21 protein-coding genes are annotated in these 21,827 nt (G+C 72.7%); 19 read left to right on the plus strand and 2 right to left on the minus strand.

Features of this window, described 5'->3' with window-relative positions; genetic code table 11:
* The first annotated feature begins 169 nt into the window (after positions 1–169).
* The 15 genes from ACZ5WG_RS38320 (at position 170) to hypE (ending at position 15,302) form a co-directional block, all read left to right on the plus strand.
* The gene (locus ACZ5WG_RS38320) at positions 170–1,939 is read left to right on the plus strand and encodes an enoyl-CoA hydratase-related protein (RefSeq protein WP_468729278.1); all 1,770 of its coding nucleotides are present in this window, start codon (positions 170–172) and stop codon (positions 1,937–1,939) included.
* A gap of 95 nt (positions 1,940–2,034) precedes the next feature.
* Positions 2,035–3,093: an NADH-quinone oxidoreductase subunit B family protein gene (locus tag ACZ5WG_RS38325; RefSeq protein WP_468729279.1), complete on the plus strand. Its 1,059-nt coding sequence runs from the start codon at positions 2,035–2,037 to the stop codon at positions 3,091–3,093.
* Between the two features lie 97 nt (positions 3,094–3,190).
* Positions 3,191–4,975, plus strand: coding sequence for a nickel-dependent hydrogenase large subunit (locus ACZ5WG_RS38330; protein ID WP_468729280.1), 1,785 nt, complete (start codon positions 3,191–3,193; stop codon positions 4,973–4,975).
* Positions 4,972–5,493 (plus strand): hypothetical protein, encoded by a 522-nt coding sequence (locus ACZ5WG_RS38335; protein ID WP_468729281.1) that lies wholly within the window; start codon positions 4,972–4,974, stop codon positions 5,491–5,493. The genes ACZ5WG_RS38330 and ACZ5WG_RS38335 overlap by 4 nt, the downstream gene beginning before the upstream one ends.
* Positions 5,494–5,570: 77 nt before the next feature.
* Positions 5,571–6,188 carry a DUF5947 family protein gene (locus ACZ5WG_RS38340; RefSeq protein ID WP_468729300.1) on the plus strand — a complete coding sequence of 206 codons (618 nt, stop codon included), beginning with the start codon at positions 5,571–5,573 and terminating at the stop codon, positions 6,186–6,188.
* The gene (locus ACZ5WG_RS38345; protein ID WP_468729282.1) at positions 6,185–6,886 is read left to right on the plus strand and encodes a DUF6084 family protein; all 702 of its coding nucleotides are present in this window, start codon (positions 6,185–6,187) and stop codon (positions 6,884–6,886) included. The genes ACZ5WG_RS38340 and ACZ5WG_RS38345 overlap by 4 nt, the downstream gene beginning before the upstream one ends.
* Positions 6,883–8,313, plus strand: coding sequence for a hypothetical protein (locus tag ACZ5WG_RS38350; protein ID WP_468729283.1), 1,431 nt, complete (start codon positions 6,883–6,885; stop codon positions 8,311–8,313). The genes ACZ5WG_RS38345 and ACZ5WG_RS38350 overlap by 4 nt, the downstream gene beginning before the upstream one ends.
* A complete protein-coding gene (locus ACZ5WG_RS38355) occupies positions 8,310–8,840 on the plus strand; it encodes a hydrogenase maturation protease (protein ID WP_468729284.1) in 531 nt (176 codons plus the stop codon). The genes ACZ5WG_RS38350 and ACZ5WG_RS38355 overlap by 4 nt, the downstream gene beginning before the upstream one ends.
* 10 nt (positions 8,841–8,850) lie before the next feature.
* Positions 8,851–8,955 (plus strand): DUF6893 family small protein, encoded by a 105-nt coding sequence (locus ACZ5WG_RS38360; RefSeq protein ID WP_468729285.1) that lies wholly within the window; start codon positions 8,851–8,853, stop codon positions 8,953–8,955.
* 158 nt (positions 8,956–9,113) lie between these two features.
* Complete coding sequence (gene hypA, locus ACZ5WG_RS38365) at positions 9,114–9,521, plus strand: hydrogenase maturation nickel metallochaperone HypA (protein WP_468729286.1); 408 nt, start codon at positions 9,114–9,116, stop codon at positions 9,519–9,521.
* A gap of 3 nt (positions 9,522–9,524) precedes the next feature.
* Positions 9,525–10,289 carry a hydrogenase nickel incorporation protein HypB gene (gene hypB, locus ACZ5WG_RS38370; RefSeq protein ID WP_468729287.1) on the plus strand — a complete coding sequence of 255 codons (765 nt, stop codon included), beginning with the start codon at positions 9,525–9,527 and terminating at the stop codon, positions 10,287–10,289.
* Positions 10,289–12,745, plus strand: coding sequence for a carbamoyltransferase HypF (gene hypF / locus ACZ5WG_RS38375; RefSeq protein ID WP_468729288.1), 2,457 nt, complete (start codon positions 10,289–10,291; stop codon positions 12,743–12,745). The genes hypB and hypF overlap by 1 nt, the downstream gene beginning before the upstream one ends.
* Entirely contained in the window at positions 12,714–13,091 is a 378-nt protein-coding gene (locus ACZ5WG_RS38380; RefSeq protein ID WP_468729289.1) for a HypC/HybG/HupF family hydrogenase formation chaperone, read from the plus strand. Before hypF ends, ACZ5WG_RS38380 begins: the two co-directional genes overlap by 32 nt.
* A complete protein-coding gene (gene hypD, locus ACZ5WG_RS38385; RefSeq protein WP_468729290.1) occupies positions 13,091–14,224 on the plus strand; it encodes a hydrogenase formation protein HypD in 1,134 nt (377 codons plus the stop codon). Before ACZ5WG_RS38380 ends, hypD begins: the two co-directional genes overlap by 1 nt.
* Before the next feature lie 88 nt (positions 14,225–14,312).
* Positions 14,313–15,302, plus strand: coding sequence for a hydrogenase expression/formation protein HypE (hypE, locus tag ACZ5WG_RS38390; protein ID WP_468729301.1), 990 nt, complete (start codon positions 14,313–14,315; stop codon positions 15,300–15,302).
* 245 nt (positions 15,303–15,547) lie between these two features.
* Here hypE and ACZ5WG_RS38395 read toward each other — a convergent pair whose 3' ends face one another.
* A complete protein-coding gene (locus tag ACZ5WG_RS38395; protein WP_468729291.1) occupies positions 15,548–16,387 on the minus strand; it encodes a class II glutamine amidotransferase in 840 nt (279 codons plus the stop codon).
* A 458-nt stretch (positions 16,388–16,845) separates the two neighbouring features.
* Here ACZ5WG_RS38395 and ACZ5WG_RS38400 point away from each other — a divergent pair, with 458 nt between their 5' ends.
* Positions 16,846–17,007 (plus strand): hypothetical protein, encoded by a 162-nt coding sequence (locus tag ACZ5WG_RS38400; protein WP_468729292.1) that lies wholly within the window; start codon positions 16,846–16,848, stop codon positions 17,005–17,007.
* A 686-nt stretch (positions 17,008–17,693) separates the two neighbouring features.
* Positions 17,694–19,622, plus strand: coding sequence for a serine/threonine-protein kinase (locus ACZ5WG_RS38405; protein ID WP_468729293.1), 1,929 nt, complete (start codon positions 17,694–17,696; stop codon positions 19,620–19,622).
* Positions 19,623–19,673: 51 nt separating this feature from the next.
* Here ACZ5WG_RS38405 and ACZ5WG_RS38410 read toward each other — a convergent pair whose 3' ends face one another.
* Positions 19,674–20,060: a low affinity iron permease family protein gene (locus tag ACZ5WG_RS38410; RefSeq protein WP_468729294.1), complete on the minus strand. Its 387-nt coding sequence runs from the start codon at positions 20,058–20,060 to the stop codon at positions 19,674–19,676.
* A gap of 285 nt (positions 20,061–20,345) precedes the next feature.
* Between ACZ5WG_RS38410 and ACZ5WG_RS38415 the strand changes: the two genes are divergently transcribed.
* Both ACZ5WG_RS38415 and ACZ5WG_RS38420 read left to right on the plus strand, forming a co-directional pair.
* Complete coding sequence (locus ACZ5WG_RS38415) at positions 20,346–20,990, plus strand: DUF4360 domain-containing protein (RefSeq protein ID WP_468729295.1); 645 nt, start codon at positions 20,346–20,348, stop codon at positions 20,988–20,990.
* A gap of 64 nt (positions 20,991–21,054) precedes the next feature.
* Entirely contained in the window at positions 21,055–21,723 is a 669-nt protein-coding gene (locus ACZ5WG_RS38420) for a DUF4360 domain-containing protein (RefSeq protein ID WP_365957594.1), read from the plus strand.
* Positions 21,724–21,827: the final 104 nt, after the last annotated feature.

Raw genomic sequence — 21,827 nt, forward strand, 5'->3', positions numbered from 1 at the left:
CACCCGCCCCGGGTGCGTCCCGTATCCACCAGGTGGCGGCCCGCGCGCCCCCTTCCGAGTGACACCCCCGTACGTCGAGCCGGCCTGCGGACGCCCGTGGTCGACGATCTCCAGCGGCCGTACCTGTTCCGGCCGCAGATCGCCGGGGGCCGGACGCTTGGGAGATCACGTGCACATCCTGCTCGCCGCCAGCGCGTTCAACAGTCTCACTCAGCGTGTGCACGCCGAGCTGAGGGACCGCGGGCACAGTGTGGCCGTCGAGCTCGCCCTGCCCGGCGTCCCCCTCGCCGAAGCCGTCGAGCGCCACCGGCCGGACCTCGTACTCGCGCCGATGCTGAAGACGGCCATCCCCCGGGAGGCCTGGTCGGCCCGCACCTGCCTGATCGTCCACCCGGGACCCGTCGGCGACCGCGGACCCTCCTCGCTCGACTGGGCCATCACCGAGGGCGCGACCCGCTGGGGCGTCACCGTCCTGCAGGCCGGCGAGGAGATGGACGCGGGCGACGTCTGGGCCACCGCGGACTGCCCGCTGCCGCCCATCGGCAAGAGCGACGCCTACCGAGGCGAGATCTCCGACGCCGCCCTGTCCGCCGTGCTCACGGCCGTCGACCGCTTCGCCTCGGGCACCCACGTCCCGCAACGCCAGGAATCGGGCCGCGCCCGGCCCTACCTGCGCCAGGAACTGCGCCGGATCGACTGGCACAACGACTCCACGGCGAGCGTCGTGCGCGCACTGCGCGCCGCCGATTCCCAGCCCGGCGTACTCGACGAAATGCTCGGCGGCCAGTGGTTCCTGCACGGCGGGCACCCAGAGGACCAGCTGCGGGGCCGCCCCGGAGAGCTGCTCGCCACCCGGTCGGGCGCGATCTGCCGGGCGACCGCCGACGGAGCCGTCTGGATCCCCGAGCTCCGGGCCCGGCGCGCGCCGGGAGAGCCGGCCTCCGTCAAACTCCCCGCCACCCTCGCCCTCGGCGGCCGGCTCCCGCCGCTCCCCGAGCTCCCCGCGCCCCCGTACGCCGAAGACGGCCCGCGTACCTGGTCCGACATCGGCTACCGGGAGCAGGGCGGGGCCGGCTTCCTCACGTTCTCCTTCCCCGGCGGCGCGATGAGCACCTCGCAGTGCCGGCGCCTGCTCGCCGCCTACCGGGAGGCCTGTACCCGCCCCGTCTCCGTCCTCGTCCTCGGCGGCGGCCGCGACTTCTTCTCGAACGGCATCCACCTGGGCGTCATCGAGGCGGCCGCCGACCCCGCCGAGGAGTCCTGGGCCAACATCAACGCCATGGACGACCTGGTGGAGGCCGTGCTCACGACCACCGACCGGTTCGTCGTGGCCGCCCTCGGCGGCAACGCGGCCGCCGGCGGTGCCATGCTCGCGCTCGCCGCCGACGAGGTCTGGTGCCGTACCGGCGTGGTGCTGAACCCGCACTACCGGCTGATGGGCCTGCACGGATCCGAGTACTGGACCTACACGCTGCCCCGCCGGACCGGGACCGGCGTCGCCGACCGCCTCACCGCCGATGCCCTGCCCCTCAGCGCCGAAGCCGCCCGGCGGCTCGGGCTGGTCGACCGCACGATCGACTGCGGCCCGCAGGCCTTCGCCGACGAGACCGCCCGGCTCGCCGTGCGGGTGGCGGACTCGCCCGCCATCCGGTCGCGGATCGCCGGCAAGAAGGCCCGCCGCGACGCGGACGAGAGCGTGAGGCCGCTCGCCGCCTACCGGGAGGCGGAGCTGGCGCGGATGCGGGAGACGTTCTTCGACCCGCAGGCCCCGTACCACGCCCTGCGCCGCGCCTTCGTACGCAAGGAACCCCCGGACTGCACCCCGGCCCACCTGGAGCGGACCGTGCCCGGACGGCGCACCGCACCCCTGCCCTCCCGGCGGCCCGCAGTCACTGGACCGGCCGAACAAGACAGGGCACCGGGCCCGGCCGGCTGCTAGCAAGAAGGGTGAGGCCGGCGCGGAGCACCCGCCCGTCCGCCGTCCCCGTCCCCACCCCACCACCCCCCCGCATCCCTCCCCAAGGAGCGATCCTCATGGATGCAGCAACGCCGAGCACGGCCGTAGAGGACCCCACGATCCACATCCTCTGGATCAACGCCGGACTGAGCTGCGACGGCGACTCGGTGTCCCTGACGGCAGCGATGCAGCCCAGCATCGAAGAGATCGTCACGGGCGTCCTGCCGGGCCTGCCCAAGATCGCCGTTCACTGGCCGCTGATCGACTTCGAATGCGGACCGGTCGGCGGCGCCGACACGTTCATCGAATGGTTCTTCAAGGGGGAGCGCGGGGAGATCGACCCCTTCGTGCTCGTCGTCGAAGGCTCGATCCCCAACGAGAAGATCAAGCCCGAGGGCTACTGGTGCGGCTTCGGCGACGACCCGGAGACCGGCCAGCCCATCACCACCAGCGAGTGGATCGACCGCCTCGCACCCAATGCCCTCGCCGTGGTGGCGATCGGCACCTGCGCCACGTACGGCGGCATCCACGCGATGGAGGGCAACCCCACCGGTGCCATGGGCGTGCCCGACTACCTCGGCTGGGACTGGACCTCGAAGGCCGGCATCCCGATCGTGTGCGTCCCGGGCTGCCCGATCCAGCCGGACAACTTCTCGGAGACCCTCACCTACCTGCTCTACCAGGCGGCCGGCTCCGCCCCGATGATCCCGCTGGACGACAAGCTGCGCCCGACCTGGCTGTTCGGCAACACCGTGCACGAGGGCTGCGACCGGGCCGGCTACTACGAGCAGGGCGAGTTCGCCCACACGTACGACTCGCCCAAGTGCCTCGTCAAACTCGGCTGCTGGGGCCCCGTCGTCAAGTGCAACGTCCCCAAGCGCGGCTGGATGAACGGCATCGGCGGCTGCCCCAACGTCGGCGGCATCTGCATCGCCTGCACCATGCCGGGCTTCCCCGACAAGTTCATGCCGTTCATGGACGAGCCTCCCGGCGCGAAGCTGTCCACCAGCGCCAGCGGGGTCTACGGCGCGCTGGTCCGCAAGCTCAGGGCGATCACGGAGCACACCGTGGACCAGGAGCCGAAGTGGCGCCACCCGGGGCGGCAGCTGACCACCGGCTACCGCAAGCCCTGGTGAGCCCGCCCGCGGCCGCGCGTCCGTCCCGCTTCCCTCCCACGGCTCCGCCTCCAAGAACCTCCAGCTCCCGCCTCCAAGAAGGGTCACGGCAGACAAGATGACACCGAAGACGAAGGCGGCCGGTGACGGCAGCGGCCTGGTGGAGATGGCCTGGGATCCGATCACCCGGATCGTGGGCAGTCTCGGCATCCACACGAAGATCGACTTCAAGCAGAAGAAGGTCGCGGAGTGCTACAGCACCTCGTCGGTCTTCCGCGGCTACAGCGTCTTCATGCGCGGCAAGGACCCCCGCGACGCGCACTTCATCACCAGCCGCATCTGCGGAATCTGCGGCGACAACCACGCCACCTGCTCCGTCTACACGCAGAACATGGCGTACGGAGTGAAGCCGCCCCACCTCGCCGAGTGGATCATCAACCTGGGCGAGTCGGCGGAGTACATGTTCGACCACAACATCTTCCAGGAGAACCTGGTCGGGGTCGACTACTGCGAGAAGATGGTCCGCGAGACCAACCCGGGCGTCCTCGAGCTCGCCGAACGCACCGAGGCCCCGCACGCGGGCGACCACGGCTACCGCACCATCGCCGACATCATGCGCTCGCTCAACCCCATCGAGGGCGAGTTCTACCGCGAGGCCCTCCAGGTCAGCCGCTACACGCGCGAGATGTTCTGTCTGATGGAGGGCCGCCACGTGCACCCCTCCACCCTCTACCCGGGCGGCGTCGGCACCATCGCCTCCGTCCAGCTCTTCACGGACTACATGAGCCGCCTCATGCGGTACGTGGAGTTCATGAAGCGGGTCGTCCCGCTCCACGACGACCTCTTCGACTTCTTCTACGAGGCCCTGCCCGGGTACGAGGAGGTCGGCCGCCGGCGCGTCCTGCTCGGCTGCTGGGGTGCCCTCAACGACCCCGAGTACTGCGACTTCACGTACGCCAACATGACCGACTGGGGACGGAAGATGTTCGTCACCCCCGGTGTGATCGTGGACGGCAAACTCGTCACCAACGACCTCACCGAGATCAACCTCGGCATCCGCATCCTGCTGGGCAGCTCGTACTACGACGACTGGGCGGGCCAGGAGAAGTTCGTCACCCACGACCCGCTCGGCAACCCCGTCGACGCCCGCCACCCGTGGAACCAGCACACCATCCCCGCCCCGCAGAAGCGCAACTTCGACGACAAGTACAGCTGGGTGATGTCCCCGCGCTGGTTCGACGGCAAGGACCACCTCGCCCTCGACACCGGCGGCGGCCCGATCGCGCGCCTGTGGTCCACCGCCCTGTCCGGGCTCGTCGACGTCGGCTACGTCAAGGCCACCGGCAGCAGCGTGATCATCAACCTGCCGCGCACGATGACCAAGCCCGAGACCCGCTTCGAGTGGAAGATCCCGAAGTGGAGCAACGCGCTGGAGCGCAACCGCGCCCGCACGTACTTCCAGGCGTACGCGGCCGCCATCGCGCTGCACTGCGCCGAGAAGGGCCTGGCCGAGGTCCGCGCCGGACGCACCCAGACCTGGGAGAAGTTCGAGGTCCCGGACGAGTCCATCGGAGTCGGGTTCACCGAGGCCGTCCGCGGCGTGCTCTCGCACCACATGGTGATCCGGGACGGCAAGATCGCCAACTACCACCCGTACCCGCCGACCCCGTGGAACGCCAGCACCCGCGACACGTTCGGCACCCCCGGACCGTACGAGGACGCCGTCCAGAACACCCCGATCTTCGAGGAGAACTCCCCGGAGAACTTCAAGGGGATCGACATCATGCGCGCCGTGCGCAGCTTCGACCCCTGTCTGCCCTGCGGCGTCCACATGTACGTCGGCAGCGGCAAGACCGTGAAGCAGATGCACGTGCCCACCGGCCTGAGCGGACTGGGCGGATGAGCGCGGCTGCGACCGACGCCCGGGAGGCGGGCCGGCGGGTGGACGAGGTCCTCGACCGGCTGGCCGCCACCGGCGACCGCGAGGCATGCGCCGCGGCCGAGGAACTGGTGCGCGTGCTCATGGACTTCTACGGGGCCGGGCTCGCCCGGATCGTGGAGCGGCTCGGCGTGGAGCGGCTCGGCGGTCTGCTGGACGACGAGCTCGTCGCGAGCCTGCTGGCCCTGCACGACCTGCACCCCGAGGACGTGCACACCCGGATCGCCCGCGCCCTGGACACCGTACGGGACCCCGTGGAGCTCGCCGGCTTCGACGAGGCCACCGGCGTCCTGCGACTGCGGTCCGCGCCGGGCGGCGGCTGCGGCTGCGGTTCCACCGGCGACGCGGTCCCGCAGAGCGTCGAGGACGCCCTGGCCTGTTTCGCTCCCGAGGTGACCGCGGTGGAACTGGAACCGGCCGGGGCGCCCCTGCCCCTGCTCCAGATCGGCACCCGCCCGCAGGCCCCGGCACGGGCCCGGTGAGCGCGCGGCACCCCTGGGCACCGGCGGAGCCGCGCACCGGCTCCGCCGGCCCGGCCGGGCCCGCCGGGCTGCGCGGCCTGCGCCGGTTCACCGGGCCCCGGCCGCCCCGGGCCGAGCGCTGCGAACTGTGCGCAGTGGCCGTGCCCGAGGACGGCCACCGCCACCTGGTGGAGGTCGAGAAGCGGTCACTGGTGTGCGCCTGCACCGCGTGCGCCCTCCTGTTCGACCGGCCCGGCGCCGCCGCCGGGCGCTTCCGCGCCGTACCCGACCGCTACCTCACCGACCCGGAGCACCGGCTCGGCGAGGGCGCCTGGGAGCAGCTGCAGATCCCGGTCGGCGTCGCCTTCTTCTTCCGCAACGCCGCCCTCGACCGGCTGGTCGCGCTCTACCCGAGCCCGGCCGGCGCCACCGAGAGCGAACTGGACCCGGCCACCTGGCAGCACGTACTCGGCGGCGGGGCGCTCGCCGCGCTGCTCGAACCCGACGTGGAGGCGCTGCTGCTGCGCCGGACCGAGGGCCGCACCGAGTGCTACCTCGTGCCCATCGACATCTGCTACGAGCTGGTGGGGCGGATGCGGCTGCTGTGGCAGGGCTTCGACGGCGGGGCCGAGGCGCGCGCCGCGCTGAAGACCTTCTTCGAGCAGGTGGAGCGCCGGGCCAAGGTCCCCGCCGCGGCGGGGGAGGGGCGGGCATGACCGACTTCACCTTCGCCTGCACCGGAGTGCGCGCCGACCCGTACGCGGCCGGCCCCACCCTCGTGTTCCGGCTGCGCATCACCGCCGGCGCCGACCAGCGCGTCCACGCCCTCGCGCTGCGCTGCCAGATCCGCATCGAGCCGGCCCGGCGCAGTTACGGCACCGGCGAGGCCGCCGCCCTCCACGACCTGTTCGGCGAGCGGGCCCGCTGGGGAACCACCCTGCAGCCGCTCCAGTTCGCCCAGGTCTCGGTGATGGTCCCCAGCTTCACCGGGGAGACCGAGACCGACATCGTCGTACCGTGCACCTACGACATGGACATCGCCGCCGGCCGCTACCTCAGCGCCCTGGAGGACGGCGAGGCACCCCTGCTGATGCTGTTCTCCGGCACGGCCTTCACCGGGGCCGGGGGCTTCCACGTCGAGCCCGTCCCCTGGGACCGCGAAGCCCCGTTCCGGATGCCCGCCGAGGTGTGGCGGGAGATGGTCGAGCAGCACTTCCCGGGCTGCGGCTGGCTGCGGCTGCCCCGCGACACCATGGCCGACCTGCTCGCCTACCGCTCCCGCCACGCGCTCGCCTCCTGGGAGGCGACCGTACGGGCCCTGCTGGACGCGGCGGTGGTGGCGGAGCCGCCGCCCCCGGACCCCGCCTGGGCCGGGGCCGTACTGCCGCGGGCCGCCGAGAGGACGGCGCCATGACCACGACGGCCCTGCCCGAATCCCGGTTCGCCGTAGCCCGCCAGGTGGCCGACGCCGTCCTCTTCGAGGGCTACGTGCTCTACCCGTACCGGGCCTCGGCGGCGAAGAACCGGCTGCGCTGGCAGTTCGGCGTACTGGTCCCGCCCGCGTGGGGGCCCGCGCACGACGAGCACTCCTTCCAGCGCACCGAGCTGGTGATGGAACCGCGCGGTGCGGCCACCCTCGCCGTCGAGCTGCGCTTCCTGCACGCGCAGCGGCGTACGGTCGAAGAGGCACGCGGAGACGGCTCGTTCGCGGCCGTGCCCGAACTGCACCTGCCCGACCGGGTCCTGGTCCCCTGGGACGAGGGAACCGAGGAGCGGGTCGAAATGACCGTTCCGGTCGCCGAGTTGGAGGAGGGCGAGGTCTGCCTGCCCTTCGTGCGGCCCGCTCGCGAGGAGACCGAACCCGTCCTCGGCCCCGACGGCCGCGAGCTGGGCCGCCTCGTCCGGTGCACCGAGCGGGCCGACGGCATGCTGCGGCTGCGCGCCGAGCAGCTGGACGTCCCGTACCGGGCGTTCAAACTCACGGTGGTGGTCGAGAACACGAGCGACTGGACCGTGCCCGCCGACGGGGCCGACGGCGCCGACCGGGACGCCGCTCTGCCGCGCTCCCTGGTCGCGGCCCACCTCCTGCTGGGCCTGAGCGCCGGAACCTTCCTCTCGATGACCGACCCGCCCGAGTGGGCCAAGCCCTCCGTCGCGACCTGCGCCAACCTGCACACCTGGCCCGTGCTCGCCGGCGAACCGGGCAGCGCCGACGTGGTCCTCTCCTCGCCGATCATCCTCGAGGACCACCCCGGCATCGCCCCCGAGAGCATCGGGGCCATGTACGACGCCACCGAGATCGACGAGATCCTGGCCCTGCGCACGGCGGCCCTGACCGACCAGGAGAAGCGGGAGGCCCGCGGGACCGACGCCCGGGCGGCCGCCGTGATCGACCTGGCCGAGACCATGCCCCCCGAGGTGCTGGAACGCCTGCACGGGGCCGTCCGGGCGCTCCGGGAGATCACCGACCCCGGTGCGCCCACCCCCGAGTCGTTCCCCGAACTCTTCGACGAGGACGCCGTGTTCAGGCCGGACACCCCGTGGTGGGACCCGGCGCACGCGGACCCCGCCGACCCGGCACGTGACCGGATCCTGATCGACGGCACCTCGGTGGGCCCCGGCAGCCGGGTCCTCCTGCGCCCGGGCCTGCGGCGCACCGACGCCCAGGACCTCTTCCTCCAGGGCTGCACCGCCCAGGTCGAGGCCGTCCTCCACGACGTCGACGGCGGAGTGCACCTCGCCGTCACCGTCGAAGGCGATCCCGGCGCCGACATCCGCCGTGAACAGGGCCGGTTCCTGTACTTCCAGCCCGACGAGGTCGCCCCCCTGGAGGACGCGTGAGCGGCCGCATCCTGATCGCCGGCATCGGCAACGTCTTCCTCGGCGACGACGGCTTCGGCGTCGAGACCGTCCGGAGGCTTTCCGAGCCCGGCTGCGGGCTGCCCGGCCAGGCCGAGGTGGTGGACATCGGCGTACGCGGGGTCCACCTCGCCTACCAGCTGCTCGACGGATACGACACGCTCGTCCTGGTGGACGCCACCGCACGCGGCGGAGCCCCCGGCACCCTGTACCTGATCGACGCCGCCGAAGCCGGCTCCATCGCCCCGCAGAGCCCCGTACTCGACGGGCACCAGATGTCGCCCGACGCGGTGCTGGCCCTGCTGGACACCCTGTGCGCCGGAACCGGCGGGACACCGCCCCGGCGGATCTGGGTCGTCGGCTGCGAACCCGGCTGCCTGGACGAGGGCATCGGCCTGAGCGCCCCGGTGGCCGCAGCCGTCCCGGAGGCCGTACGGATGGTCCTGGACCTGGTCCGCCGCCCGGACCAGGAGCTGCTCGACGAAGAGCGCAACGCCACCGCCAACTGAGGAGAACCCCATGAAGAAGGCCATCATCGGCGGCGCGGCCGCCGCCGTCCTCGCCGCCGCACTGTGCGTGGTGCTCCCCGATGTCCAGCGCTATCTGAGGATCCGCCGCATGTGACCCGTGCCCGTGACCCGTGCCCGTGACCCGTGATCTCTGATCACCGACGTGCGACTGCCCCGGCGCCCGAATGGCGTACGGGGCGTCGGCGCGTCGGCGTGCCCGACCGCCCCGTACGGCGCAGGCCGGTCTAATGAGGCCCGGCAGGACGGAGTCCCATGCACGAGATGTCGATCGCCATGGCCGTGGTGGCCCAGGTGGAGGAAGCCGCCGAGGCGGGCGGCGCGAACGCCGTCACCTCGGTCCGGCTCCAGGTCGGTGAGCTGGCCGGGGTGGTGCCCGATGCCCTCGCCTTCTGCTTCGAACTGGCCTGCGCCGGAACGGTTCTGGAAGGCGCCGAGCTCGTGACGGAGCGCGTCCCCGCCCGCGCGCACTGCCGCTCCTGTACGGGCGACTGGGCGGTCGGCATGCCGCCCCGGCTGGTCTGCCCCGGCTGCGGACAGGCCACGGAGGTCGAACTCCTCGCCGGGCGCGAGCTGCAGATCCTCAGCGTGCACTGGGAGGACGGCCCCGCCTGCGACCGGCATCCCGCCCCCACCCGCGAACCGATCTCCCAGGAGCGCTGAACCATGTGCCGTGTGGTCGACCTGAAGCAGGCGGTCCTCGCCAAGAACGACTCGGCCGCGCACACCCTGCGCGCCGAACTCACCGCCCGCGGCACCACGGTGGTCAACCTGCTGTCCAGCCCGGGGAGCGGGAAGACCGCCCTGCTGGAGCGCGAACTCGGCCTGGCGCGCGAGCGCGGCGTGCCCGTCGCCGCGCTGACCGCGGACCTCGCCACCGAGAACGACGCGGTACGGCTGGCGCGTTCGGGCGTCCCCGTCAAGCAGGTGCTCACCGACGGGCTCTGCCACCTCGAGGCCGGGATGCTCGGGCGGCACCTCGACGGCTGGATGCCCGAGGACACCCGGCTGCTGTTCGTGGAGAACGTCGGCAACCTCGTCTGCCCCGCCTCGTACGATCTCGGGGAGACGCTGCGCGTCGTCCTGGCCTCGGTGACGGAGGGCGAGGACAAACCGCTCAAGTACCCGACGGCGTTCGGGCTCGCCCACCTCGTCGTGGTGACGAAGACGGACATCGCGCAGGCCGTCGAGTTCGACGAAGCCGCCTTCCGTGCGTACGTCCAGCAGGTCAACCCCGGGGTGGAGGTGGTCCTGACCTCGGCCCGCGCAGGCGAGGGCGCGGGCATCCTGCTCGACCGGGCGCTGGCGGTCGGCGCCGGCGCTGCGGTGCACGCCCCGGTCATGGCACAGCAGCCCCCCACGCACCACCATCACGATCACGATCACCACGCCGAGAGCCACTCGCACTCAGCCGTGGTGCAGTCCCGCTGATGGAAGCCGTACAGCGCCGCCGGGTCGTCGTGCGGGGAGTGGTACAGGGCGTCGGCTTCCGGCCGTACGTGTACACCCGCGCGACCGGGCTCGGCCTCGCCGGGCACGTCACCAACACCCCCGAAGGGGTCGTCGCCGAGGTCGAGGGCGCACCGGCGGCCGTATCGGCCTTCTGCGAGCGGCTCGCGGCCGACGCCCCGCCCCTCGCAGTCGTCGATGCCGTCGACCACTGCGAGGTCCCCGTCGCCGGCGGCGCGGGCTTCACCATCGTCGCCTCCCGGTCCGGCGGACCGGCGCGCACCCTCGTCTCCCCGGATGTGGCCACCTGCGCCGACTGCCTCGCGGAGCTGGCCGATCCGGCCGACCGGCGCCACCGCCACCCCTTCATCACCTGCACGCACTGCGGACCCCGCTTCACCATCGTCACCGGGGTGCCGTACGACCGGGTGCACACCACCATGGCCCGCTTCCCGATGTGCCCCGACTGCGCCCGCGAGTACGCCGACCCCGCCGACCGCCGCTTCCACGCCCAGCCGGTGGCCTGCCCCGCCTGCGGCCCCCGGCTGCGGCTCCTCGTCGGCTCGCCCCCGCGCGAGGCGCCGTACGCCGACCCGGTGGCCGAGGCCCGCCGGCTGCTGGCCGGCGGGGCGATCCTCGCGGTCAAGGGCCTCGGCGGCTACCACCTCGCCTGCGACGCCGCCCACACCGGCGCCGTGGCCGAGCTGCGGCGCCGCAAGGCCCGCGGGGACAAGCCGTTCGCCCTGATGGCCCGCGAGCTCGCCGACATCGAGCACCTCGTCCACCTCGGCCCGGCCGAACGGGACCTGCTCACCGGGCCCGTCCGGCCCATCGTCCTGCTGCGCCGCCGCCCGGGCGCCGGCGTCACCGACGCCGCCGCGGGCACGACTTCGACCGCGAGCACCGGGCCGGCCGTTGCCGACTCCGTCGCCCCGGGCAGCCCCGACCTGGGCGTGATGCTCCCCTACACCCCCGTACACCATCTGCTGCTCGGCCTGCCCGGCGACTCGCCCGGCCCCCGGCTGCTCGTCATGACCAGCGGGAACCTGTCGGGCGAGCCCATCGTCACCGACGACACCGAGGCCCTGGACCGGCTCGCCCGGCTCGCCGACGGCTGGCTCACCCACGACCGGCCGATCCACGTCCCCTGCGACGACTCCGTGGTGCGGGTCTGCGACGGCGAGGTACTGACCCTGCGCCGCTCCCGCGGCTACGCCCCGCTGCCGCTCGCGCTGCCGCTGTCCGTACCCGCCACGCTCGCCGCCGGGGGTGACCTGAAGAACACCCTCGGCCTCGCCGAAGGACGTCAGGCCTGGCTCTCCGCCCACATCGGGGACATGGACGACCTCGCCACCCAGTACGCGTTCGCCCGCGCCGAGGAACAGCTGGAGTCCATCACCGGCGTCGCCCCCGTGCGGGTCGCCGTGGACCGGCACCCCGGCTACCGCTCGGGGCGCCTGGTCCGCGACCGGGCCGCCGGCCGCCCGGTCGTCGGAGTCCAGCACCACCACGCGCACATCGCGTCCGCGATGGCCGAACACGGCCTCGACGGCGCCCGCCGGGTGATCGGCGTCGCGTTCGACGGCACCGGATACGGCGACGACGGGGCCGTCTGGGGCGGGGAGGTGCTGCTGGCGGACTACGCCGGGTACACCCGGTTCGCCCATCTCGCCTACGTCCCGCTGCCGGGCGGCGACGCCGCCGTGCGCCGCCCGTACCGGATGGCCCTGTCCCATCTGTTCGCCGCCGGGCTCGACTGGGACCCGGACCTGCCTTGCACGGTTGCCTGCCCGCCGGACGAACTACGGCTGCTGCGCCGTCAGCTGGAGCGGAACCTGCACTGCGTACCGACCTCCAGCATGGGCCGTCTCTTCGACGCGGTCTCCTCCCTGGCGGGCGTCTGCCACCACGCCGGGTACGAGGCCCAGGCCGCCATCGAGCTGGAGAGCGCGGCGCTCACCGCGGTCGTGAGCGCAAGCGCACGCGGTTCCGGGGCCGGGGAGGATGCCGGCCCGGACTACGCGTTCGCCCTCCGGCTCCCCGCGCACGGCGGCCGCGACGCCCCGCTGACCGCGGACCCGGCTCCCGTGCTGGCGGCGGTGGTCCGCGACGTCCGCGCGGGTATCGCGCCCGGCGTGGTCGCCGCCCGCTTCCACGCTGCCGTCGCCGGCCTCTTGCGCCGGGTCTGCGTCCGGGCGCGCGAGCGGCACGGGCTCGACACCGTCGCCCTCAGCGGCGGGGTGTTCGCCAACACCGTGCTCTCCTCCGCCTGCGCCCGCGCACTGCGCGAGAGCGGCTTCACCGTACTGCGCCACCACCGCGTCCCGCCGAACGACGGCGGGCTGGCCCTCGGCCAGCTCATGGTGGCGGCCTGCGCCCCGGACCACCCACAGCAAGGAGAGGGCCATGTGCCTGGCGGTACCCGGCAGAGTGCTTGACATCGGGGAGAAGGACGGCACCCGCATGGCGACCGTCGATTTCGGCGGGGTGGTCAAGGAGGTGTGCCTCGAGTACCTGCCGGACCTCCGGGTCGGCGAGTACGCCATCGTCCACGTCGGCTTCGCCCTGCAGCGCCTCGACGAGGAGTCGGCCAAGCAGACACTCGAACTCTTCGCCCAGCTCGGCATGCTCCAGGAGGAGTTCGGCGATCCATGGGAGCGGGCGGCAGCAGAGGCGGGCACGGGGGACTGGCCCTTCGCCGACGACATCGCGCAGCAGCCGCACGCCGGGGACGCCGTACACGAGGCGCACGCCGGGGACGCCGTACAGGAGGCGCAGCAGTAGTGAAGTACATCGAGGAGTTCCAGGACCCCGAGCTGGCCCGCCGCCTGCTCGACGACATCCACGCCACCGTCACCCGCCCCTGGGCGCTGATGGAGGTCTGCGGCGGCCAGACCCACACCATCATCCGCCACGGGATCGATCAACTACTGCCCGAACAGGTCGAGTTGATCCACGGCCCGGGCTGCCCGGTGTGCGTGACCCCGCTGGAGGTCATCGACAAGGCGCTGGAGATCGCCTCCCGCCCCGAGGCGATCTTCTGCTCGTTCGGCGACATGCTCCGCGTCCCCGGGACCGGCCGCGACCTCTTCCAGGTGCGCAGCGAGGGCGGCGACGTACGGGTGGTGTACTCCCCGCTCGACGCCCTGCGGATCGCGCAGCAGAACCCGGCGCGCGAGGTGGTGTTCTTCGGCATCGGCTTCGAAACCACGGCGCCGCCCAATGCCATGACGGTGCATCAGGCGAAGAGGCTCGGCATCCCCAACTTCAGCCTGCTCGTCTCCCACGTCCGGGTGCCCCCGGCCATCGAGGCGATCATGACCTCCCCGAGCTGCCGGGTGCAGGCCTTCCTCGCCGCCGGGCACGTCTGCAGCGTGATGGGCATGGGTGAGTACCCGGAGCTGGCCGCGCGCCACCGCGTCCCGATCGTGGTCACCGGCTTCGAGCCGCTGGACATCCTCGAGGGCGTACGCCGGGCCGTACGGCAGCTGGAACGCGGCGAGCACACCGTCGACAACGCCTACGCCCGCGCCGTCCGCCCGGAGGGGAACCCGGCCGCCCTCGCCATGCTGGAGGACGTCTTCGAGGTCACCGACCGTGCCTGGCGCGGTATCGGCGTCATCCCCGGCAGCGGCTGGCGGCTGTCCGCCCGCTATCGCGACTACGACGCCGAGCACCGCTTCTCGGTGACGGACATCGCCACGCAGGAACCCGCCGAGTGCCGCAGCGGCGAGGTCCTCCAGGGCCTGATCAAGCCGCACGAGTGCGAGGCCTTCGGCACCACCTGCACCCCGCGCAACCCGCTCGGCGCCACGATGGTCTCCAGCGAGGGCGCCTGCGCCGCGTACTACCTCTACCGGCGCCTCGACCTCGCGCCGGCCCGGACCGCACCGCTGGAGGCGAGCCCCGTTGTCTGAGACCGTGCCCGACGCCGTGTCCGGGACCGCACTCGACGTCACCGGCTGGACCTGCCCGGCCCCGCTGCGCGACCGCCCCCGGGTGGTGATGGGCCACGGAGGCGGCGGCGCGCTCTCCGCGGAGCTCGTCCAGCACGTCTTCGCACCCGCCTTCGGCGGCGAGGTGCTCGCCCAGCTCGGCGACTCCGCCTCGGTCACCCTCGGCGGGGCCCGGCTGGCCTTCTCGACCGATTCGTACGTGGTGCGGCCACTGTTCTTCCCCGGCGGCAGCATCGGCGACCTCGCGGTCAACGGCACGGTCAACGACCTGGCCATGAGCGGGGCCCGGGCCGCCTACCTCTCCTGCGGGTTCATCCTCGAGGAGGGCGTGGAGATCTCGGTGGTGGCCCGGGTCGCCGAGGCCCTCGGTGCGGCCGCGCGCGCCGCGGGCGTCGAGGTGGCGACCGGCGACACCAAGGTCGTCGAGGCCGGTCACGGCGACGGCATCTACCTCAACACTGCGGGCATCGGGCTGATCCCCGACGGGGTGGACCTGCGCCCGCAGCGCGTCGTACCGGGTGACGTCGTCATCGTCAGCGGGGAGATCGGCCTGCACGGCGTGGCCATCATGAGCGTCCGCGAGGGACTCGGCTTCGGTGTGGAGATCGAGAGCGACTGCGCACCGCTGGGCGGGCTCGTCCAGGCCATGCTCGCGGTCACCCCCGACCTGCACGTGCTGCGCGATCCCACGCGCGGCGGGCTGGCGGCCGCCCTGAACGAGATCGCGGCCGCCTCGGGCGCCGGGGTCGTCATCCAGGAGGGCCGGGTTCCGGTCCCCGAGGCCGTGGGCAACGCCTGCGCGATCCTCGGCCTCGACCCGTTCTACGTGGCGAACGAGGGCAAGCTGGTCGCCTTCGTGCCCCGCGAGCACGCCGACGCCGTCCTCGACGCCATGCGCGCCCACCCGCTGGGCCGTCGCGCCACGGTGATCGGCGAGGCGGTCGAGGCCCACCCCGGCCTCGTCGTGGCCCGCACCGGCCTCGGCGGCACCCGCGTGGTCGACCTGCCGATCGGGGAGCAACTGCCCCGCATCTGCTGAGGCCGGGACCCTGCGGGTGGGCCGGCAGGGTGCGGAGGCCGGTGACCCGGTGCCCCCGCGAGCGGACCGCGTCGATGATCTGCGGCAGGGCCTGTGCATCGAGCACGGGCCCCTGCCCGTCGATCTGCGCGGTGGGCGTCGCCCTGATCGCCGCCTCGTACTCATGGGCCGAGAAGCCGGCCGCGGGCCGGGCGCCGGAACCGATGGCGCGCAGCAGGGTCATCCCGAGGTGGTGATCCGTGACATCAGGGGAGCTCGGGGATGAACGGGAGATAGTCCTCCGTCGCCGTGGAGGGCACGACCGCGTAGCTCGCCTCGGGGAGTTCGTTCCACACGCCCGGGAGGTCGCCCAGCGGTTCGGAGACCACCAGTCGGGTGGCGTCGGAGACCTCCCGCAGGAACGGCAGTTCCGGGTACAGCTGCCGTACGGTCTCGGCCTTGCTGCTGTAGTACAGCGAACGCGACTGGCCCGCGCTGGAGTAGCGGAAGGCCCACACGCGCTCGCCGTCGCTGACCGCGATCGTCATCTGCAGCGGGTCGTCGACGCCGTGCTCCTTGCCGAGCCGCTCCACCAGGCCGGCCATCCGGGCGACCGCCCCGGGGACGTCCTGGTCGAGGCCGAAGGTGACGGCCAGGTAGAACATCACCTCGGAGTCCGTGGAGCCCTCGATGCACGAGAACAGGGCCGGGTCGACGGCCATGTACAAGTCGCGTTGCAAACGGTGGAAGTCTGTGATCGCGCCGTTGTGCATCCACAGCCAGCGGCCGTGGCGGAAGGGATGGCAGTTCGTCTGCTGGATCGCCGAACCGGTGGAGGCACGCACATGGGCGAAGAACAGCGTCGAGCGGACGTGTGCGGCCAGTTCCCGCAGATTGCGGTTGTTCCAGGCGGGCCCGATGTCGCGGAAGATCGCCGGGGTTGCGCCGCCGTCGGGGCTGTACCAGCCGATGCCGAAACCGTCGCCGTTGGTCGACTCGACACCCATCCGGGCGTGCAGGCTCTGGTCGATCAGCGAGTGTTCCGGCTGGTACAGAACCGCGTCGAGCAGCATCGGCGAACCGGAGTAGGCGAGCCATCGACACATCAGCATCATCCCTCTCCTGAGCCTCGTACGAGCCTATCGCGGCCGGGGTCCCGATGCCCCGCGGCCGTCATGTGTCCGCCCCGGCGGGCCTGCCCCGGGCGGGTGGCACCTCCCGCGCCGTGGCCCGCCGGGGCGGTACGCGGTGCCTGCTCGCGGGCGGGGGAGCGCTGGTGCCCACGGATCGGCGTACCCCTGATCGCTTGCGCCGTGGCCCTGGAGCGGGGTGTCGGCCGGGTGACCCTCCTGATCGGGCTGCTGTCCGCCGTCGGCAAGGCCACCGCCGCCGAGCGGGAGGGCCGGGCCCGGCGTGGATGACGTACTGATCGGCGTCGCCCTGCTGCTCGGCGTGGAGGCCGGACGCTCGCCGTCCTGTGCCGGGAGCCCGTGCGCCAGGCCGCGGCCCGCGCCGTGCCCGGGCTCGCGCCGACCCCCTGTTCGTCGTACTCCGGGCCCCTGACGTGGCGCTTTCGCAGCTCGCGGTCGGCACGGCGCAGCCCGCCCCCGAGGACGGCGGGCAGCACGGCGACCGGGACCGCCAGGGCGGCCCGCGGCACACCCCGCAGGACCGGCCGTGCGGGACCGGACCCGGCTGCTGCTCCTCGGCTGCGCCGCCGCGGTGATCGCCGGCTTCTTCACCGCCGCCTGCCCGCGGCTGCCCGCCTTCGGCACCGACCACCACCCGTACGGGGACCGCGCCGTGGCCGCCGCGCCGGCACACCACACCGCCCACGCGGTGCCCTCGGTCAACTTCGGCCTCCGGGCCCTCGACACCCTCGGTGAGGAGACGATCCCCTTCGTCACCTCCCCGGGGTCGACCCTCCTGCTGCGGCCGACCCGTGACGAGCGCAAGGCGCCGCCCGGGAGCGCGCGGGCGCCCTGCCCACGACCCGGCTGTTCGGGACCGTCCTGCTGCCCGTCCGTACGGGGCGGGCCCGGCCGCTCGCGGACCGCGATGTCACCGACGCGTCGGCCGCGGTCCCGTTCACGGCGTCGGGTCTGGCGGGCCTCGCGGCCGGGGGTGCGTCCCCGGGCCTGCTCGTCGGCACCGTACCGGGCGGTCGTGGCTCTTCACCGACCGGGCGGGCCACGGCGCGGCCGCGGGGCCGGTCGGCCACTGCCTGGCCTGGCCGGCCGTGCCCCGCCAGGTGCAGCGGGCTTGACCGTACGTCATGCCGCGACGCGCTCACCCGGGCACAGGCACGGGTACGGTGGCCGACGATGAGCACGAGCCACGAAGTTGGGTACCCTCGCGGTTGGCTTCGGGGCTTCGGCGGGCTGAACTGCCGTGACAGGGGATGGATTTTTCATGGGTACACCTTCTACCGACCTTTTCCAGCCGCTCAGGCCCGACGACCCGGCCACGGTGGGCGGTTACCGTCTGACCGCCGTGCTGGGCGCGGGCGGCATGGGCAAGGTGTACCTCTCCTACACGCCGGGCGGGCGGCCCATCGCCCTCAAGGTGATCCGGCCCGAGTTCAGCGAGGACCCCGAGTTCCGGCGGCGCTTCCAGCAGGAAGTGCGGGCGGCGCAGCGGGTGCAGGGCCTCTACACCGCGCCCGTCATCGACTTCGACACCGAGGGCTCCCAGCCCTGGCTGGCCACGGCCTACGTACCGGGCCCCTCCCTCGCGCACGCCGTTGCCCGGCACGGGCGGCTGCCGCTGCGCAGTGTGCTGCTGCTGACCGTCGGGGTCGCCGAGGCGCTGCACGTCATCCACGGCGCGGGCATCGTCCACCGTGACCTGAAGCCCGCGAACGTACTCCTCGCCGGCGACGGTCCCCGCGTGATCGACTTCGGTATCGCCCGCGCGGCCGACGCCACTTCCCTGACCGGCAGCGGCGTCAGCGTCGGCACGCCGGCGTTCATGGCGCCCGAACAGGCCTCCGCCGGTACGGTCACCGCCGGCACCGACATCTTCGCCCTCGGCCAGATCGTGGCGTACGCGGCGATCGGTGCGCCCGCCTATGGCGAGGGGTCCTCGCACGCCGTGCTGTACCGCATCGTGCACGAGGATCCCGACCTCAGCGCGCTGCCGGAGGAGCTGCGGCCCCTGGTGACGCGGTGCCTCAGCCGTGATCCGGCGGACCGGCCCACCCTGACCGAGGTCATCCAGATGTGCCACGACCTCTCCCCCGTCCCGCTCCGCCAGGGCGAGGACTGGCTGCCCCAGGCGGTCGCCGGTTCCATCACCGAGCGCCTCCAGCTGCCCGAACCGGCGAGGACCCCGCCGCCGCAGCCCGCAGTGGCCCCCACGCCGACCGAAGTCTCCCCGCAGCCTCCGGCGCAGGGCGCGCCGCCGCACACGCCGACCGGTCTCGGCGTGGCCGCGGCGCCGACGCAGAGCGCACCCGCCGCTCCGTCGCACGCGCCGAGCGCTCCCGCTGCTGCGGGCGCGGTCCCGGCTGCCCCGACGCACGCCGCGACTGCCCCCGTGGCTCCGGGCGCGGTGCCGCCCGGCCATCACACGCCGCCGCCCGGCTACCAGACGCACCCCGGTTACCAGACGCCTCCGCCCGGCTATCAGACCCAGCCCGGTTACCAGACGCCGCCGCCCGGGTACGTGCCGGGCTACCACACCCCGTCGCCCTCCCACCACCCCGGCTACCCGCCCCCCGCGCCGCAGCGCAAGCCGAAGGGGCTGATCATCGCCGGGGCCGTCGTGGCAGCGGTGATCGGCCTCGCGGTCATCGGTTCCCTGCTGCCGGACGGCTCCGGCAACAAGGCCAAGGGCGGCTCGACTTCCACCGGCGCAAGTCCGGGCAGCGCAACCCCCGGCGGTGGCTCCCAGGACAAGGGCGGGAAGCGCCCCGACCCCGCCCCGGCCTCGTACCAGGGCGTCAACCTGACGGCCAACTACCAGCTCATGCTGGCCGACAACCCGCCGCGCCCCGCCACCGGCGGCAACGCCGGCGTGATGTACAACCACGGAGACCTCTACTTCTACGTCGACACCCTCTTCGGGGACACGAAGCTCGGGACCGACAACGGCAAGCTGGTCGTGCTGAACAACTCGCAGAAGGGTTCGCTGGAGACCTGCCGCGCCGAGACCCGGTACACCGAGAAGATCGGCCTCGACCAGCTCTCGGACGGGACGGAGGTCTGCGTGCTCAGCGACGCGGGCCACATCGCGGTGGCGACGTACCGCGGTAAGTCGGGCGCGAAGGACCCGAGCAACTACATCACGCTCGACCTCACGGTCTGGCGCAACGCCGAGGAGCCGAAGAAGGGGAGCTGAGGCTCCGGGGCACTCGCGCCGCGAGTGCCCCGGGCGCAGGCCCTCCCCGCTCTACAGCCGCTCTTCCATGCCGATGGCCGATTCCAGGTCCTCACGGGCCCTGCTCTTGCCCTCCTTGCCCTCCTTGCCCTCCTGCTGCTCCAGCAGCGCCGCGGCGATCGCGTCGAGCTTGCGCTGGATGGCGTGCTCGGCGCGGCGTTCGGAGTTCTTCAGCAGCGCCAGCAGCAGCAGGGACACGGCGGCCATGGCGTCGCCCGCGAGGTGCTGCCACTCCATGGAAAGCCCTGCCACGTGGGTGGCCACGTAACCCGCGACCAGGAGCACGCACAGCACGGAGAAGACGGCGGAGCTCGTGAAGTTGGACGCGAGCTCGGCCAGCTTCTCGAAGCGGGCGGCACGCCCCTCGGTCGTGCGCTCCGCCGGGTGCTGCAAGGCCATGCCCTGCGCCTGCCCATCCCGTACGACCGCACACACTCCTTCTGGTCATTGTCGTGCCACGGCCGTGCGCCGGGTTTCCCGGGCGGGGCGGGGGAGTGGGGCTGATGGGCGGGCCCGGGGGAGGGCTGCGGGGGATTGCGGAATTCGGCCACCGCGTGCGGGCCGGGACCGTTGTCCATATCGAGTCCTTCCCAGCAGGCACCCGCTGTGGTGGCATGTGCATGCCGAAATTCCCGGTTCCGCAGGACGAATTCTTCCGCGGGACGAACGAATGGAGAAACGAAGATGTTGCTCCGCAGGCTCATCGTCGGCGCGGCGGTCGCGGCGTTATCCGCCCTGGCCATGCCCGCGCAGGCGCATACCGCGTCCACGCCGCCCGGAAGAATCACCGTCGACGTGGTCGGCGTCAACGGATCCGGATGTCCCCAGGGGACCGCGAGCGTCGCCGCGGCCTCCGACAACACGTCGTTCACCGTCACGTACAGCAACTACCTGGCCCAGGCCGGCGCCGGATCCGGCGGCACCGAGTTCCGCAAGAACTGTCAGCTCGCCCTGCAGATCCACGTACCGCAGGGGTTCACGTACGCCATCGCCCGCGCCGACTACCGCGGCTTCGCCCACCTCCAGCGCGGGGCCTACGGTCAGGAGCGCGCCAACTACTACTTCCAGGGCATGGGCCAGACGGCCCGCACGGCCCACCAGTTCAACGGCCCGTACTCCGACAACTGGCAGGCGAGCGACCAGACCGAGTACCAGGACCTGGTCTATGCACCCTGCGGCGAGGAGCGCAACCTCAACGTCAACAGCGAACTGCGCGTCTACTCGGGGTCATCGAACCCGCAGGCCCTGAGCTTCATGAGCATGGACTCGACGGACGGCAGTGTCAGCACGATCTACCACTTCGCGTGGAAGGAATGCCCCGCGGCCTGACGCGGCGTGAGTGGGCGCAGGAAACACCGATCGATGGTCAGGAGTGACAACGATGTCTCATTCCCTGTCTCGTACCCTGCTCACCGGCAGCGCGGCGGCCGTGCTGATCGCCACGGCGACGACGTCCGCCGGAGCCGCAGGCCACACCCCGCAGATCACCGCACCCCCCGACAAGATCGTGATCGAACTCGCCACGGTCAACGGATCCGGCTGTCGCGAAGGCACCGCCGAGGTGGCCGTCGCCCCGGACAACACCGCCTTCACGGTCACCTACAGTGAGTACCTCGCCCAGGTCGGCCCCGGTGCGCCGCCGACGGCATTCCGCAAGAACTGCCAGCTCAATCTCCGCGTCCACGTTCCTTCGGGATTCACTTACGCGATTGTCCAGGCGGACTACCGCGGATTCGCATTCCTCCAGCCCGGTGCATGGGGGCAGGAGCGGGCGAACTACTACTTCCAGGGAATGCCCCAGACGACTCAGCGCACCCACCAGTTCAACGGGCCGCACAACGACAACTGGCAGGCGAGCGACAAGACCGAGTACGCGGATCTGGTCTGGGCGCCGTGCGGAGAAAAACGAAACTTCAACATCAATACGGAACTGCGCGTGAATGCGGGCACGTCCAACCCGCAGACCTCCACCAGCTTCATGGCCATGGACTCCACGGACGCGAGCGTGAGCACCCTCTACCACCTCGCCTGGCAGGTCTGCCCCACGCCGAAGCACCCCTGACGACCCGGCGTGGGGGGGGGGGGGGGGGGGGGGGGGGGGGGGGGGGGGGGGGGGGGGGGGGGGGGGGGGGGGGGGGGGGGGGGGGGGGGGGGGGGGGGGGGGGG

The sequence above is a fragment of the Streptomyces sp. NPDC032745 genome (assembly GCF_055579465.1).